This window comes from Kibdelosporangium phytohabitans (assembly GCF_001302585.1).
Classification (GTDB): domain Bacteria; phylum Actinomycetota; class Actinomycetes; order Mycobacteriales; family Pseudonocardiaceae; genus Kibdelosporangium; species Kibdelosporangium phytohabitans.
Genome location: NZ_CP012752.1, coordinates 3,772,047 through 3,785,521 on the forward strand (window position 1 = coordinate 3,772,047; position 13,475 = coordinate 3,785,521).

10 protein-coding genes are annotated in these 13,475 nt (G+C 70.0%); 4 read left to right on the forward strand and 6 right to left on the reverse strand.

Annotated features, from left to right (window positions below; genetic code table 11):
- Window positions 1–459: 459 nt before the first annotated feature.
- Window positions 460–1,347, reverse strand: a complete 888-nt coding sequence (locus AOZ06_RS17350; protein WP_236952269.1) for an ABC transporter substrate-binding protein — start codon at window positions 1,345–1,347, stop codon at window positions 460–462.
- Window positions 1,348–1,539: 192 nt separating this feature from the next.
- Between AOZ06_RS17350 and AOZ06_RS17355 the strand changes: the two genes are divergently transcribed.
- Window positions 1,540–2,298, forward strand: a complete 759-nt coding sequence (locus tag AOZ06_RS17355) for a DUF4097 family beta strand repeat-containing protein (protein WP_054290353.1) — start codon at window positions 1,540–1,542, stop codon at window positions 2,296–2,298.
- A 28-nt stretch (window positions 2,299–2,326) separates the two neighbouring features.
- The gene (locus tag AOZ06_RS17360) at window positions 2,327–3,562 is read left to right on the forward strand and encodes a serine hydrolase domain-containing protein (protein WP_054290354.1); all 1,236 of its coding nucleotides are present in this window, start codon (window positions 2,327–2,329) and stop codon (window positions 3,560–3,562) included.
- A 66-nt stretch (window positions 3,563–3,628) separates the two neighbouring features.
- On the opposite strand, the gene AOZ06_RS17365 is transcribed toward AOZ06_RS17360, so the two are convergent.
- Window positions 3,629–4,192 carry a DUF4232 domain-containing protein gene (locus AOZ06_RS17365; RefSeq protein ID WP_054290355.1) on the reverse strand — a complete coding sequence of 188 codons (564 nt, stop codon included), beginning with the start codon at window positions 4,190–4,192 and terminating at the stop codon, window positions 3,629–3,631.
- A 221-nt stretch (window positions 4,193–4,413) separates the two neighbouring features.
- On the opposite strand from AOZ06_RS17365, the gene AOZ06_RS17370 reads away from it, so the two are divergent.
- Window positions 4,414–7,497, forward strand: a complete 3,084-nt coding sequence (locus AOZ06_RS17370) for an AfsR/SARP family transcriptional regulator (protein WP_063810055.1) — start codon at window positions 4,414–4,416, stop codon at window positions 7,495–7,497.
- Here the strand turns inward: AOZ06_RS17370 and AOZ06_RS17375 are convergent.
- Entirely contained in the window at window positions 7,429–8,202 is a 774-nt protein-coding gene (locus AOZ06_RS17375; RefSeq protein ID WP_054290356.1) for an ABC transporter permease, read from the reverse strand. The genes AOZ06_RS17370 and AOZ06_RS17375 overlap by 69 nt on opposite strands.
- Window positions 8,199–9,116, reverse strand: a complete 918-nt coding sequence (locus AOZ06_RS17380) for an ATP-binding cassette domain-containing protein (RefSeq protein ID WP_054290357.1) — start codon at window positions 9,114–9,116, stop codon at window positions 8,199–8,201. Before AOZ06_RS17380 ends, AOZ06_RS17375 begins: the two co-directional genes overlap by 4 nt.
- A 157-nt stretch (window positions 9,117–9,273) precedes the next feature.
- Here AOZ06_RS17380 and AOZ06_RS17385 point away from each other — a divergent pair, with 157 nt between their 5' ends.
- Window positions 9,274–10,260: an aldo/keto reductase gene (locus AOZ06_RS17385; protein WP_054296705.1), complete on the forward strand. Its 987-nt coding sequence runs from the start codon at window positions 9,274–9,276 to the stop codon at window positions 10,258–10,260.
- Here the strand turns inward: AOZ06_RS17385 and AOZ06_RS17390 are convergent.
- Both AOZ06_RS17390 and AOZ06_RS17395 read right to left on the reverse strand, forming a co-directional pair.
- Window positions 10,250–12,376 (reverse strand): hypothetical protein, encoded by a 2,127-nt coding sequence (locus AOZ06_RS17390; RefSeq protein WP_054290358.1) that lies wholly within the window; start codon window positions 12,374–12,376, stop codon window positions 10,250–10,252. The two genes, AOZ06_RS17385 and AOZ06_RS17390, sit on opposite strands and share 11 nt — an antisense overlap.
- Window positions 12,377–12,445: 69 nt before the next feature.
- The gene (locus AOZ06_RS17395; protein WP_157233087.1) at window positions 12,446–13,201 is read right to left on the reverse strand and encodes a phosphatase PAP2 family protein; all 756 of its coding nucleotides are present in this window, start codon (window positions 13,199–13,201) and stop codon (window positions 12,446–12,448) included.
- Window positions 13,202–13,475: the final 274 nt, after the last annotated feature.

Below are 13,475 nucleotides of genomic sequence, written 5' to 3' on the forward strand. Positions count from 1 at the left end.
TAACGCTCGCGGGCGAGATACCGGCGCTGACCATGGTGTTCGCCTCCCCGCGTTACACCCGTTAGCGAAGGGCACCGCCTGTCAGGTTTTCCGTCGGTCGACCTTGACGGCGGTCGCTGACGCCTGCGCGGGTGGAAGCTCGGGCGTCTGCTGACCGTCGCCGTGCTCCTGCTCGGAGCCGGGGCGTTCGCCGTCTTCCACCTGCGCACGCAGCTCGACACGGCGGGGGGTGTGGTCTTCGGCAAGGCACTGGCCGTCCCGCCGCTCGCCGAGTCCGCACAGGACTTGTCGGGGGGACGAGGACGTTCACCCTCGACACCCGGTCCGGGGAAACCCGGTTCCGGGACGGCCCCGCCACCGCGACGTGGGGCATCAACGGCACGTTCCTCGGTCCCACGATCCGCGCGAAGCGGGGCGGCAAGGTCGCCCCCGCGCACGGACACCCGTGATCGTCCGCTGTCAGCCGGGATTCACCTCGGCCATGGGGATCGCGCCCTGCACGCCCCACTTGTCCAGGATCCGCTTGTACGTCCCGTCGTCCATCAGTGCTTGGATCGCGCCCTGGACCGCCTTGGCGTAATCGCCCTTGCCCTTGGGCAGCACCAGGCCGTAAGGCGCAGTGTTGTAGACCTTGTCCAGGTGTTCCAGGGTGCCGTCTGTCTGCTTGATCGCGTAGTCGACGATCGGCGAGTCGGCCAGCATCGCGTGTGCCCGTTTGGCGCTCAGGGCCAGGTTCGCGTCGGTCTGGTTCTGGAACTGCTGGACGTTGATCTCCGGCAGGCCCGCCGCCCGGCACTTGCCGCTGCGGACCACGAGGTCCTCCACCACAAGGGTGCCTTTCTGGACCGCCACGTTCCTGCCGCACAACGTGTCCAGCGTGAGCCTGTCCGGGTTTCCCTTCGGCACCGCGCCCGAGATGCCCGCGCTGAGGTACGACACCATGTCGACCTCCCGCAGCCGTTGCGCGTTGATCGTGAACGACGACATCGCCGCCTCGTACCGGCCGGACTGCACGCCGGGGATGATGCCGTCGAAGGCCGCGTTCTCGAACTCGACCGGCACACCCAGCTTCTGGCCGACGGCCCGGCCGAGGTCGACGTCCATGCCGCGGGCCTCGCCGTTCTCCACGAACTCGGTCGGCGGGTTGGTCTGGTCCTGGCCGACGAGGATCCGGCCGTCCTGCTTGACGTCGGACGGCACCATGGCCGACAGCCTGTCGTCCTTGCTCACGGCGGGTATCGCCGATCGGTCCTGCGGTGCGTTCCGGTCCTCGGTCATCCCGCACGCGGCACCCAGTATCGCCAAGGTCAGGGCGGGAATCACGGCCAGGGGGGATCGTCGCGTCACCGGTCACTCCTAGTCACGGTCTGTGCTGTCGAGCTGTCCCAGCAGGCTAGCCGGGCGGGCTGTCACCGTGTCAGGGCCCGTGTCAGTGCCGTGGCGGCCCGGCGTCAGGAAATCCGTCGATAGTTCTCGCTGTGAGCAGGCCGGGGGCCACGCCGGGCAGCCACACGGAATCGACGACAAGGGAGTTCGGACATGCTTTCGTTCGCCACGCCAGAGCCGATCACGGCAACGCTGATCACCGGGGGCGCCGTGGTGCTTGTCGCCGCGAGCGAGCGCCCGGACACCGTGGTGCGGGTCGAGCCGGTCGACGAGGACAGCAAGTCGGATGTGAAGGTCGCCGAGCGCACCAAGGTCGACTTCGCCGACGGTGAGCTGACGGTCAGGACGACCAAGCCCGGTTCGGTCGCCATCACGGTCGAACTGCCGGTCGGATCCGCCCTGGTGCTGCGGGCCGCCGCCTCGGACGTGCACGCCGACGGCGTGTTCGGCGTCTGCGAGCTGAACGTGGCCTCGGGCCAGGTCCGGCTCGACCGCGTCGCCGCGCTGCGGGGCAGCGTCTCCGCCGGTTCGGTCGCGATCGGGCACGTCCGCGGGCCCGTCACCCTCGAGGGCGGCGCGGCCGACGTCCGGATCGGCGAGGCCGAGGGCGCCGTCGAGTACCGGGGCTCCAACGGCAGCTTCGACATCGACCGCGCAGGCGGCAGCGTCACCGCCAAGGCAGCCGACTGTCCTATCCGGATCGGACGGATGACGCGCGGTCACGCGGACCTGGCGAACGCCTCCGGCGGCATCGAGATCGGCATCGGTGAGCACACCGCCGCCGAGGTGGACGCGGACAGCACCAAGGGCTTGGTGCGCAACTGGCTCCACGGCAACCCGGACGGCGACCACCTCACGGTCCACGCCCGCACGCGGCTCGACGACATCGTCATCCACCGCGCCGCCGCCTGAAATCGAGCTTTCCGGAAAGGACATCACCATGGTTGACGCCACACAGATCCAGGGACACGTCGAGCCCGGCTGGGAGAAGGTCGCCGACGCGTTCCGCGCGAACTTCGACGGGTACCCCGGCGAAGCGGGCGCGGCGTGCAGCGTCTACGCGGGCGGCCGCCCTGTCATCGACCTCTGGGGCGGCCACGCCGACCGCGAGGCGAACCGGCTCTGGGACAAGGACACCATCGTCCAGGTCGCGTCCACGACCAAGGGCGCCACCGCGATCTGCGCCCACCTGCTGGTGCAGCGCGGCGAACTGGACCTGGACGCCCCGGTTGTCCGCTACTGGCCCGAGTTCGGCGCCAACGGCAAGGCGGAGATCCCGGTGCGCTGGCTGTTGTCGCACCAGGTCGGCCTGCCGATCGTGGACGGCCCGCTGACGTTCGAGCAGGCGTGCGAGTGGGACCCGGTCATCCGTGCACTGGAAGCGCAGAAACCGCTGTGGCAGCCGGGCACCGAGCACGTCTACCACAGCATGACGTACGGATTCCTGGTCGGCGAACTCGTCCGCCGGGTCACCGGCAAGTCGCTCGGCGCGTTCTTCGCCGAGGAGGTGGCCGGTCCGCTCGGGCTGACGGCCTGGATCGGGCTGCCGGAGCGTGAGGAGGGCCGGGTGGCCCGGATCGAGTTCGCCGCGCCGTTCACCCTGGAGGAGTTGCTGGCCGGGATGATCCGGATGACCGGGCTGGACCCGGACACGGTCACCGCGTGGGTCAACGCCGTGTGGGGACCGGATTCGGTCCAGGCCCGTGCGGGCGAACTCGGTGGCGCGCTGGACAACACGACCGAGTACTTCACGTCGCGCGCCTGGCGTGCGGCCGAGTTCCCGGCCGCGAACATGCTCTCCGACGCGGGATCGCTGGCCCGGATGTACGCGGCCACGGTGAGCGACGTCGACGGGGTGCGGCTGCTGAACCCGGACACGGTCGCGACGGCCACCGCCGTGCAGACCGACAAGACGCCGATGCACGGGCTGCCAGCGGGACTGACCGTCCCGGCGGACCGCTCCTTCTACATGTCGCTCGGGTTCTGGCGGTCCTGCCCGCCGGTGCCGCTGCTCGGGCCGGGATCGTTCGGCCACCCGGGTTCCGGCGGATCGATCGCCTTCGCGGACCCGGACGCCGGTGTCGGCTTCGGCTACGTCACGAACCTGTGGAACTTCCGGCCGGACGACCCGCGGGCGATGAACCTGGTCGACGCCGTCCGGTCCTGCCTCGGCTGACCGAAGTGGACAGTGCGAGGCGGGTGGCGCCCCCTGCGTCACCCGCCTCGCTGCCGCCTTCCGGTGTTACGCGGTCGGCGCCTCGCCCTGGGTCGTCGCACCGACGTCGATGGTGTGGCTGCCCTGGTTGGCGTCAACCGCGCCCAGGTCCCAGTCCACCAGCACGTTCGGGTCGATGTAGTCGCCGCGCATGTTCGAGTCCGACGGCGCGGTCACGGTGATGCCGTTCGGCGTCTGCTGCTCCTCCCCGCCCGCGATGGCGGTCCAGTGCAGCTGCACGTAGGCCGAGGAACCGTTGGACAACGCCACGGCGGGCGCGTCCGGGTCCGCCTGGTTGTCGATCAGGACGTTGTGCGCGCCGACCAGACCGACGTCGATCCGGCCGGGCAGGTAGCAGCGCTCGCCCTCGTTGGCGGTGAACTGCAGGGCCCCGTAACGGTTGCCCGCGCCCGCATCGCCGGCCACCAGCTTGGTGGTGAACTGGGTGGACGTGCACGGGAAGACTGTCGGCTCGTCTCCACCGGCCGGCGCGGCGCTGGCGCTGGTCGCGAAGAAGGCCCCTGTCCCAACGGCCACGCCTGCGACAGCGATGGCGGCGGCGGTACGGCGAACCGTGGTGCGAATGGTCATGGTGCTCTCCTTTCCCACTGGCCGGACGGGCTTTCCTCCGGCAGGCGATCGGTCGGTGATTCATCCACCTCGATCGCTCTCACTGGGAAAGACGTTCACAGGCGCCGGGGGATGCCCGACTGTGAAATCAGCCCCAGCAAAGCAACTCGCACCGGCCTCGTGCGTCACAGAGAACGTAGATCCGCCCCAAGTCGTACATCGTGGACGAATAAGCTGTTCGCGTGCGGATCGGTTTGCTGGGGCCGCTGCTGGTCAGCGGCGAGATCTCGGGTTCCCGGCTGCGCGCGTTGCTCATCGCCCTCGCGCTGCGGCCCGGCCGGGTCGTGCCGGTCAGCCGCCTGGTCGACGGCGTGTGGGGCGACGATCCGCCCGCCCGCGCGATCAACGCGCTGCAAGTGCTGGTTTCCCGGCTGCGCAAGGCCGTCGACGTGCCGATCGAGTCGCATCCCGCGGGATACCGGCTGGTCATCGATCCCGACGAGGTCGACGCCACCCGGTTCGAGCACCTCGTGTCCAGCGCCCGCGCGGCGCCCGATCCAGCCAGGGCGGCCCTGCTGCGGGAGGCCGCGGACCTGTGGCGGGGATCCGCGTTGCAGGACGTCGCCGACCGGGAGTACTTCCAGCCGGACGTGACCAGGTTGACGGAGTTGCGGCTGACCGCGATCGAGGACCGGGCCGAGGCCGATCTGCGGCTGGGCCACGACCCGTCGGCCGAACTGGCCGACCTGGTCGCGCAGCACCCCACCCGCGAACGCCTCGCCGGTGCGCTGATGCGTGCCCTGAGCGCCAACGGACGGCCGAACGAGGCGCTGACCGTCTACGAAACCGCACGTCAGGCGCTGGCAGGCGGGCTGGGCGCCGACCCGTCCGCTGAGCTGTCCGCGCTGCACACTTCGATCCTGCGTGGCACGTCGGACCAGCCGCGCACGAACCTGCGTGCCGGGCTGACGAGCTTCGTCGGCCGCGACGACGACGTCGCCGAGGTGGTCAGGCTGGTCGGCGAATACCGGCTGACCACGTTGACCGGTCTTGGTGGCGCCGGCAAGACGCGGCTGTCCATTGAGGCCGCACGGCAACTGCTCGACCGGATGCCGCACGGGGTCTGGCTGGTGGAGCTCGCGTCGATCGGCGCGGGCGCTGACCTCGCGCAGGCGGTGCTCAGTACGCTGGGGCTGCGTGACCAGACCGTGTTCACCGGCCCGGTCGAGCCGGTCGACCGGCTGGCCGCCGCGTTGAGCGGCCGGGAAACCGTGCTGGTGTTCGACAACTGTGAGCACGTGATCGACGCGGCCGCGGCGCTGGCGGGCCGGCTGCTGGGCGACTGTCCGCAGTTGAGGATCCTCGCCACGAGCCGTGAACCCCTTGGTATCACGGGCGAAGCGCTCTGGCCCGTCGAACCGCTCGGCCTGCCCGACGAGAACACGGCACTCGCGGCTGTCTGGCGTTCACCGGCGGTGGCCCTGCTGCACGACCGGGCAACGGCTGTCCGTCCCGGGTTCACCGTCGACGAGCACAACCTCGCGGACGTCGTGCGCATCTGCCGCGCGGCCGACGGCATCCCCCTGGCGATCGAGCTCGCCGCGGCTCGCCTGCGTTCGATGACGACCGGTCAGCTCGCGGACCGGCTCGGCGACCGGTTCCGGCTGTTGACCGGCGGCAGCCGGGTGGCGCTGCCCCGCCACCAGACCTTGCGCGCGGTGGTCGACTGGAGCTGGGACCTGCTGTCCGAACAGGAAAAGGCCGTCCTGCGGCGGCTCGCTGTCTTCGCGGGAGGGGTGACGCTCGAGGCAGCCGAGCACGTGTGCGGCGAGGACGCGTTCGACGTGCTCACAGCGTTGGCCGACAAGTCGTTGCTGGTCGCGGGCGAACGCTACCGGATGCTGGACACCATCAAGGCGTACGGCCTGGAACGGCTGGACGAAGCCGGTGAGACGGAACGGATCCGGCAGGCGCACGCCGAGTACTTCCTGTCGTACACCACGGCCGCCGACGCCCGGTTGCGTGGCCCCGGCCAGTTGACGTGGCTCGACCGGCTGGCCGCGGAACAGGACAACATCGACGCGGCGCTGGGCGTGGGCGATGCCGGGACAGCGATGCGTCTGGCCGGCGCCGCCGGCTGGTACTGGTGGTTGAGCGGCCGTCATGTCAAGGGCCTGGAGCTGACCAGAGCAGTGCTGACCCGGCCAGGTGGGGCCGCCGAGGAGACCAGGGCGGTGGCGTACGCCGTCGGCGCCCTGCTTTCGCTTGCCAGTCAGGACAACTGGGAGGAGACCACCGGGTTCTTCGACGCCGCGCTGCGGTTCACCGGCGTGACGGACTCGCCACTGCTTCGCCTGGTCAGATCGCTCAGCCGGGTCCTGGACGGCGAACCGGACGACGTCCCGCACGACGGGTGGGAGCACGCGGCGGCGTATCTGTTGCGTGGCGCGGTGTTGCTGTCCCGGGGTGACCGGCAGGACGAGATCGAAGACGACCTGGCTCGTGCGGTGGCGGGATTCCGCGCGGCCGGCGACCGGTGGGGCAGCATGGTCGCGTTGAGCAACCTGGCCGACCTGCGGGCCCGCAACGGAGACGTTCTCGGCGCGCTGGCCGGTTTCGACGAGGCCCTCGCAGTCGGCACGCAGTTGGGCGTGAGTGAGGACCTCGTGCAGAACCGGCTGCGGCAGGCCCAGCTCCGGCTGCTCAACGGCGACGGACCCGGCTGTGCCGCGGCGATCGTCATGGCCGAGCAGGCCGCGGTACGGACCGGCCTGCCGTCGGCCATGGCGTTGGTGGAGCACAGCGCAGCTGAGATCGCCCGCTGGACGGGGGACCTGACGACCGCGCGTACCCGGCTGACCAAGGCCGACACGCTGGTCGACCACAACTGGAGCATCGCCTGTGCCGTGGCCACCCAGTGGGGTTATCTCGACGCGCTGACCGGGGATCTCGACTCCGCGCGAGCCCGTCATTCCCACGCGCTCAGCATGACCATGGGCGCGCCCAATTCGATCTGGGTCGCCCATGCGGTCGTCGGTGTCGCTGATCTCGCGTTGCGGCAAGGGGATCACGCTCAGGCGGCCCGGCTGCTCGCCGCGAGCGACGCGGTTCGTGGTTGCGCGGACCTGACACACCCTGACGTCACACGCATCCGCGCGGAAGCCCGCACCGCGCTCGGTGACGAGAGGTTCGCCGAGGCGACACGTGCGGACGCGGCCGTGACCGTCCAGACGTTGCTGGAGGTCACCAGCCCGACGCTAACGGTCCCGGTTGTACAGCTTCAGCGCCCAGAAGTAGCCGATCAGCGTGAATCCGGCCGCCCATAGCACCGAGACGATCAGGCTCGCCCCGATCGGCGTGCCCAGCAGCAGGCCGCGGATGGTGTCGATCATCGCGGTGAACGGCTGGTACTCGATGAACCACCGCACCCCGGGCGCGGTCGAGCCGACCGACACGAAAGCGCTGCTGATGAACGGCAGGAACAGCAGCGGCAGCGTCTTGGCGTTGGCGCCCTCGACGTTCTTGGCCGACAGTCCGAACGCGACACCGAGCCAGCTGATCATCAACGCGTACAGCACGATCACCCCGAGGAACGCGAGCCAGCCGCCGATCCCGGCCGACGGGCTGAACCCCATCAGCAGTGCGACACCGAGGATGACCACGATCGCGGCCAGTCCCCTGAGCACGTTGGCCACCGCGTGCGCGGTCAGCACGGCCCCCCGCGAGATGGGCATGGTGCGGAACCGGGCGATGATCCCTTCGGTCATGTCCATCGCCGCGCCGAGCGCGGCCTGCGACGCGCCACCGCTGATGCACATGAACAGCACGCCCGGCACGATGTAGTCGACGTAGTCGGTGTTTCCGGCCCCGGCGGGCAGCCCCAAGCCCATCTGGCCGCCGAAGACGTAACCGAACAGCAGCAGGAACGCCAACGGCATCAGCAGCGCGCTGACCGTGCCCGCTGGATAACGCAGGTCGTGTTTGTACTGACGCCGCAGCATTGTGCGGGCGTCGGCGATGGCGTGGCTCATCGTGCCGTTCCTCCTGTCAGTGCGAAGAAAACGTCGTCGAGGTCGGGTGTGTGCACGGTCAGCCCCGTCACCTCGATGTGCCCGAGCCGGTCGAGTACGGTTCGCAGCGTCCGCACGTCGCCGTCGCTGGGCACCTGCAACGACAGCGCTTCGTCGTCGCGGCCAGCCGGCCCGAGCACGCGGGTTGCCTCGTTCAGTGCGTGGATGTCGTTGAACCGCAACAGGATGTGCCCGCCGGGAATGCGCTGCTTGAGCTCGGCCGGAGTGCCGTCGGCGACGACCCGGCCGTGGTCGAGCACGGCGATCCGGTCGGCGAGTTCGTCGGCCTCGTCGAGGTACTGCGTGGTCAGGAAGATCGTGACACCGTCGGCGACGAGGTCACGGACCAGGTGCCACATCATGTGCCTGCTGCGCGGGTCGAGCCCGGTGGTCGGCTCGTCCAGGAAGATGACCCGCGGGCGGCCGGTGAGCGTCATCGCCAGGTCGAGACGCCTGCGCATCCCGCCCGAGTACGTCATCACGAACTTGTCGGCCGCGTCGGCGAGACCGAACTGCTCCAGCAGCCGCGCGGCCTGCCCGCGGGAATCACCGACCCGGTACAGGTCACCCATCATGATCAGGTTCTCCGCGCCGGTCAGCAGGTTGTCGACCGCCGAGAACTGGCCGGTCACGCCGATCGCGGCGCGGATCGCCGCCGGATCGGCTGCCAGGTCGTGCCCGGCGACACGGACCGTGCCCGCGTCCGCGGTGGTCAGGGTGGACAGGATCTTCACGGCGGTGGTCTTGCCTGCGCCGTTCGGGCCGAGCAGGGAGAACACAGTGCCCTCGGTGACGTCCAGGTCGATGCCGCCGAGCACGACCTGTTCGCCGTACGCCTTGCGCAGGCCGGATACCTCGATCGCGGACTTTCTCATGGGCACAGGCTCGCGAGCAGCGCTTTCATCTCGTTGAGCGTTCGCTGACACGGGCTTGCGCGCGCTGTCAGGGGTGGCTCAGCGCACATTTGACCTGGAGTGCGCTCCAGCACATAGCGTCGTGGACACGCAGTTCCGACTCGCAGGAGGCAACACCATGACCCACATCCCCACTCGTCACCTGGGTGCACTGGAGGTGTCCGCGCAAGGCCTGGGCTGCATGGGAATGAGCCATGGCTACGGCAGCGCGGACGACACGCAGTCGACCGCGACCCTGCACCGCGCCCTCGACCTGGGCGTGACCTTCCTGGACACATCCGACTTCTACGGCGTCGGGCACAACGAGGAGCTGATCGGACGCGCTGTCGCCGGGCGCCGCGACGAGGTGGTGCTGGCCACGAAGTTCGGCTTCGCCAACCGGCTCGGCGAACCCACCCGGATCAGGGGCGACGCCGCTTACGTCCGGCAGGCGTGCGACGCGTCCCTGCGCAGGCTGGGCGTCGACCACATCGACCTGTACTACCAGCACCGGGTGGACCCGCAGGTGCCGATCGAGGAGACAGTCGGCGCGATGGCGGAGCTGGTGAGCGCCGGGAAGGTCCGTCACCTGGGGCTGTCGGAGGCCAGTGCGGCCACCATCCGGCGGGCGCACGCCGTGCACCCGATCGCCGCGCTGCAGAGCGAATGGTCACTGTGGACTCGTGACCTGGAGGCCGAGATCCTCCCGGTCTGCCGCGAGCTGGGCATCGGGCTGGTCCCGTTCTCCCCGCTCGGGCGCGGTTTCCTCACCGGCAAGCACAGCTCGGTCGACGGGATGGCGGACAACGACGTGCGGCGCGGCCAGCCGCGGTTCGCCGACGGCAACCTCGGACGCAACCTGGCGATCGTGGCGAAGCTGACCGAGCTCGCCGAGGCCAAGGGGATCACCACGGGCCAGCTCGCCCTGGCCTGGGTGCAGCACCAGGGCAACGACGTGGTGCCGATCCCAGGCACCCGCCGGGAGCGGTACCTGGAGGAGAACGTCGCGGCGCTGACCGTCGACCTGTCCGCGCGGGAGCTGGCGGCGATCGAGGCCGCGGCCCCGGCGGCGCAGGTCGCGGGCACCCGTTACGACGCGACCAGCCTCACCTTCGTCAACGGCTGACGCCGCGCAACGCGTCGCGGAACCGCCGGTCGTCGGCGATGCCGCCGCTCGCTGTCGCGACGCGGCCGTCCCCGTCGAGTACCGGATCGAGCTGCCGGGAGAAGCGGTCACGCAGGTCAGGACGCGTGACGAGGACGGTACGCAGCACTCTCCCGGCCACCGGGGCCACGCGTGGGGCCTGGTGCAGCGGGATCGCGGCGAGCAGCAGGTCCACCATCCGGTCGGCTGCCTCGTCCGCGGGGATCTCGCCGAGGTTCTGGAGCGCCTCCACCGCGACGGCACCGGCCCAGTGATCCGTCCCGGACCAGTCGTGCCGGCCGTTGTACGCGATGTCGCGCAAGAGGTCTATCCACTCGGTGTGCCTGCTGTCGTCGAGGGCGACGATCTGGTTGCCGACCTCGATACCGTCGACGAGCGGAGCGCCCGCGGTGTCCACGATGGCGCGTACGGTGGGCCACGCCCGTGCTGCTTCTCCCGCTTCGGTCACCGCTCGCGCCGCTACCAGTTGGCAGTGCCGGGCGCCGAACGAGACGTGCGCCGTTCCGTCGAGCAACTGCAGGCAGGCGGCGTGGGTGGCGGGGGAGGGGCGTCGGGTCCACACCGCCAGCAGGCGCGCGTCACCGCCGCTGAGTTGCCACACGTGCTCGAAACCGACACCGTGCCCGACGAGCGCGCGTGTGGTCTCACGCCAGGCCGTCGCTTCGTCGTCGGTCAACTCGGTGTCCAGCGCTGGTTCGATCAGCGATCCGAGCTCCGGGTGGTCCAGCGCGATCCTGGCGAGCAGTTTCCACGTGGACGGATGGTTCACGGCGGGCAGCGCCGCTCGGACGACGGCTTCGCTGGCCGGGAGCTCGGCAAGCACGTCGATCCAGCCGCCGGGCGTCTGCGGCCACGCGGCGACGGCGGCGGCGGCCAGCTCGCTCAACTCGTTCGCTGCCCAGGCAGTGTCCCGCCGGTGGGCGGGGAACCCGAGCAGGATCAAGGAAAACGGCATGGTCGAGGTCGCGTCGGCGATCCGGGGTTCCTCGGCGCTCATGGCGACGACGGCGGACGCTCGCGCTGCCCAACGCGGGTCCTGGTTGGAGAAGAGCGCCACCGCCGCGTTCGCCAGCAGGGCGGGGTCCGCGTCACCGGGTTCGCTGATCCGTGCGATGGCGTCGCACACCTCGTCAGCCCGTTCCGGCACGTCGGCGACCACCTGCGTGAGCGCCTGCACCAGCCGGACCGGGTGCGTCTCGTCGGGGAGGTCCAGCAGCCCCTGCAGCGCGTGGGGCGCGCTTGAACGCGAGACGGCGGCGAGCGCGACCCAGCCGCTGACCAGGTCGTCCGCCTTCGCTGTCCGCATGGTCTGAAGCCTCCGCAGCACGGGCAGGGCGTGTGCTCCGAGCAGGCTGAGTGAGGAGCTCGCATTGCCCGTGGGGTACTGGTGAGCGTGGTCGGGCCACAGCTGGGCGAGGTGATCGACCACGCCGGGCAGGTCGCGTCCGACGGCGACAGCGGACCAAGCGGCCGCGAACACCACCGCTTCGTCGCCGCGCGCCACCACCGCCGCGAAGTCACCGTCGTCGAACGCCCCGAGCCGCAGCAACGGCTCCATGAGCGCGACCGCAGCCACGTCTTCACGGTCGAGTCGCGCCCGCAGCGCAGCGACAACCTCGCCCGCCACAGCAGTGTCAGCCAGGTGCGCGACGCAGCCGTACACCGCTTCGCGCACACCCGGATCCGGATCTTCCATCAGCGGCAGCACGTCCAACGCCGCCTTGTCCCGCGCCGCGCTCGACTCGCGGTCGAACACGTCGACATCGACGCCGTCAGGCAAGTACATCGTGGCCCGGCCCGCGCCCATGGCAACCGATTCGGCGTAGGTGCCGACCAGCCAGAGCGCGCCCACGCGGCCCTCGGCGCCTGGATCACGAGCGATCGCGACGATGGACGGCAGGGCGGCGACCGTGGCGGGGTAGATGCTGCCCTGGTGGAGGATCGAACCGAACAGTTCCCCCAGCGCCTCCTCCCAGTCCTCGCCCCGCAGCTGCTCCAGCAGCGGCGGGACGTCGTCGGCCGGGCCGTAGGCGTGGTGCAACTGCGACCAGTCGACTGGCTCCTCACGCGTGATCACAGCGAGGAGCCTAGACACCTCGTCACGCGCGAGTCGCAGGTGGATCAACGTACGCAACCGCCGGTGCGGTCACGGGCGGGGCCGGGAGATCGCCAGGCGAGTATCGGCCGTCCACCAGCGCTTGACGGCCGCCACGCCCAGAAGCCCGACGGCACAGACGCCAAGCGCGGCGCCGACCACGTCACTGAGATAGTGCTCGGCAAGAGCGATCCGCGCCGCCATCGTGAACAACACGGCCGTGCATTGGAGGATCAGCACGGCTCGCAGCCACGACCGGACGAACACCGCCGCGATGACAACCGAGGTGACAGCAAGCGCACCGGAAATCGACGCATGACCACTCGGGAAGCTGAAGCCAAGCGGCTGCCCAGGCGGCCCTGGCCGCTGGAACACGAACTGAAGAACGGCCACCGCCGCGCACAGCAGCAGAAAACCGGCGCACAACAACAGGTCAACGCCCCGCGGCCGTGCCCGGACGGCGACAGCCACGAGAATGGCGAGGCAGGCCAGGACACCGATTGTGCTGACGGCAAGCGAAGCCTGGTGCAGCACACTTCCCGGCGGTATCTGGACGCCGTCGATGATCATGCGGTCCAGCGGTGGCACCCAAGCGCTGACAAGAACACCAAGCACAACGAAAGCCAATGCGCAACCGGCACCGGCTATGCCCACCAGATGGCGCTTACGCCCTGTCGACGGTAAGTGGTCGTTCACCTTTTCCTCCGGCTCGCCCGGGCCGTTGATGCGTCGGCCGGGTCCCACCTTTGCGGCACTGTCCGCTGCCTGTCCATCGCGAACCGGGACAATCGGGGAAGACTCCGGCACACCCCTAGGGGACCAGCGCGTGTTTCACATGTGGCGCAGCCATTCGCTGATCGAGGCGATCATCGACACGGCCTCGAAGCGGACAGCGAGTGTGTCGAAGCGGGTGCACCGGGATCGTGGCCGCGATGCCACAGGTAGCCACGATTCGCCCGCGAGCGGTAGGCCAGGTCGACTCTCGCCCCCTGCCCGGCGGTCACCACCACCGGCAACGGCGGCGGCCAGATGTGTCTTCGATCAACGACACGCCGACGCGGACTTCAGCTCCCCGCCTTGA

Coding starts and splice junctions, on each gene's coding strand:
- AOZ06_RS17355 (WP_054290353.1), top strand. CDS start 1,540: ATGCTTTCGTTCGCCACGCCAGAGCCGATCACGGCAACGCTGATCACC.
- AOZ06_RS17360 (WP_054290354.1), top strand. CDS start 2,327: ATGGTTGACGCCACACAGATCCAGGGACACGTCGAGCCCGGCTGGGAG.
- AOZ06_RS17365 (WP_054290355.1), bottom strand. CDS start 4,192: ATGACCATTCGCACCACGGTTCGCCGTACCGCCGCCGCCATCGCTGTC.
- AOZ06_RS17375 (WP_054290356.1), bottom strand. CDS start 8,202: ATGAGCCACGCCATCGCCGACGCCCGCACAATGCTGCGGCGTCAGTAC.
- AOZ06_RS17380 (WP_054290357.1), bottom strand. CDS start 9,116: ATGAGAAAGTCCGCGATCGAGGTATCCGGCCTGCGCAAGGCGTACGGC.
- AOZ06_RS17385 (WP_054296705.1), top strand. CDS start 9,274: ATGACCCACATCCCCACTCGTCACCTGGGTGCACTGGAGGTGTCCGCG.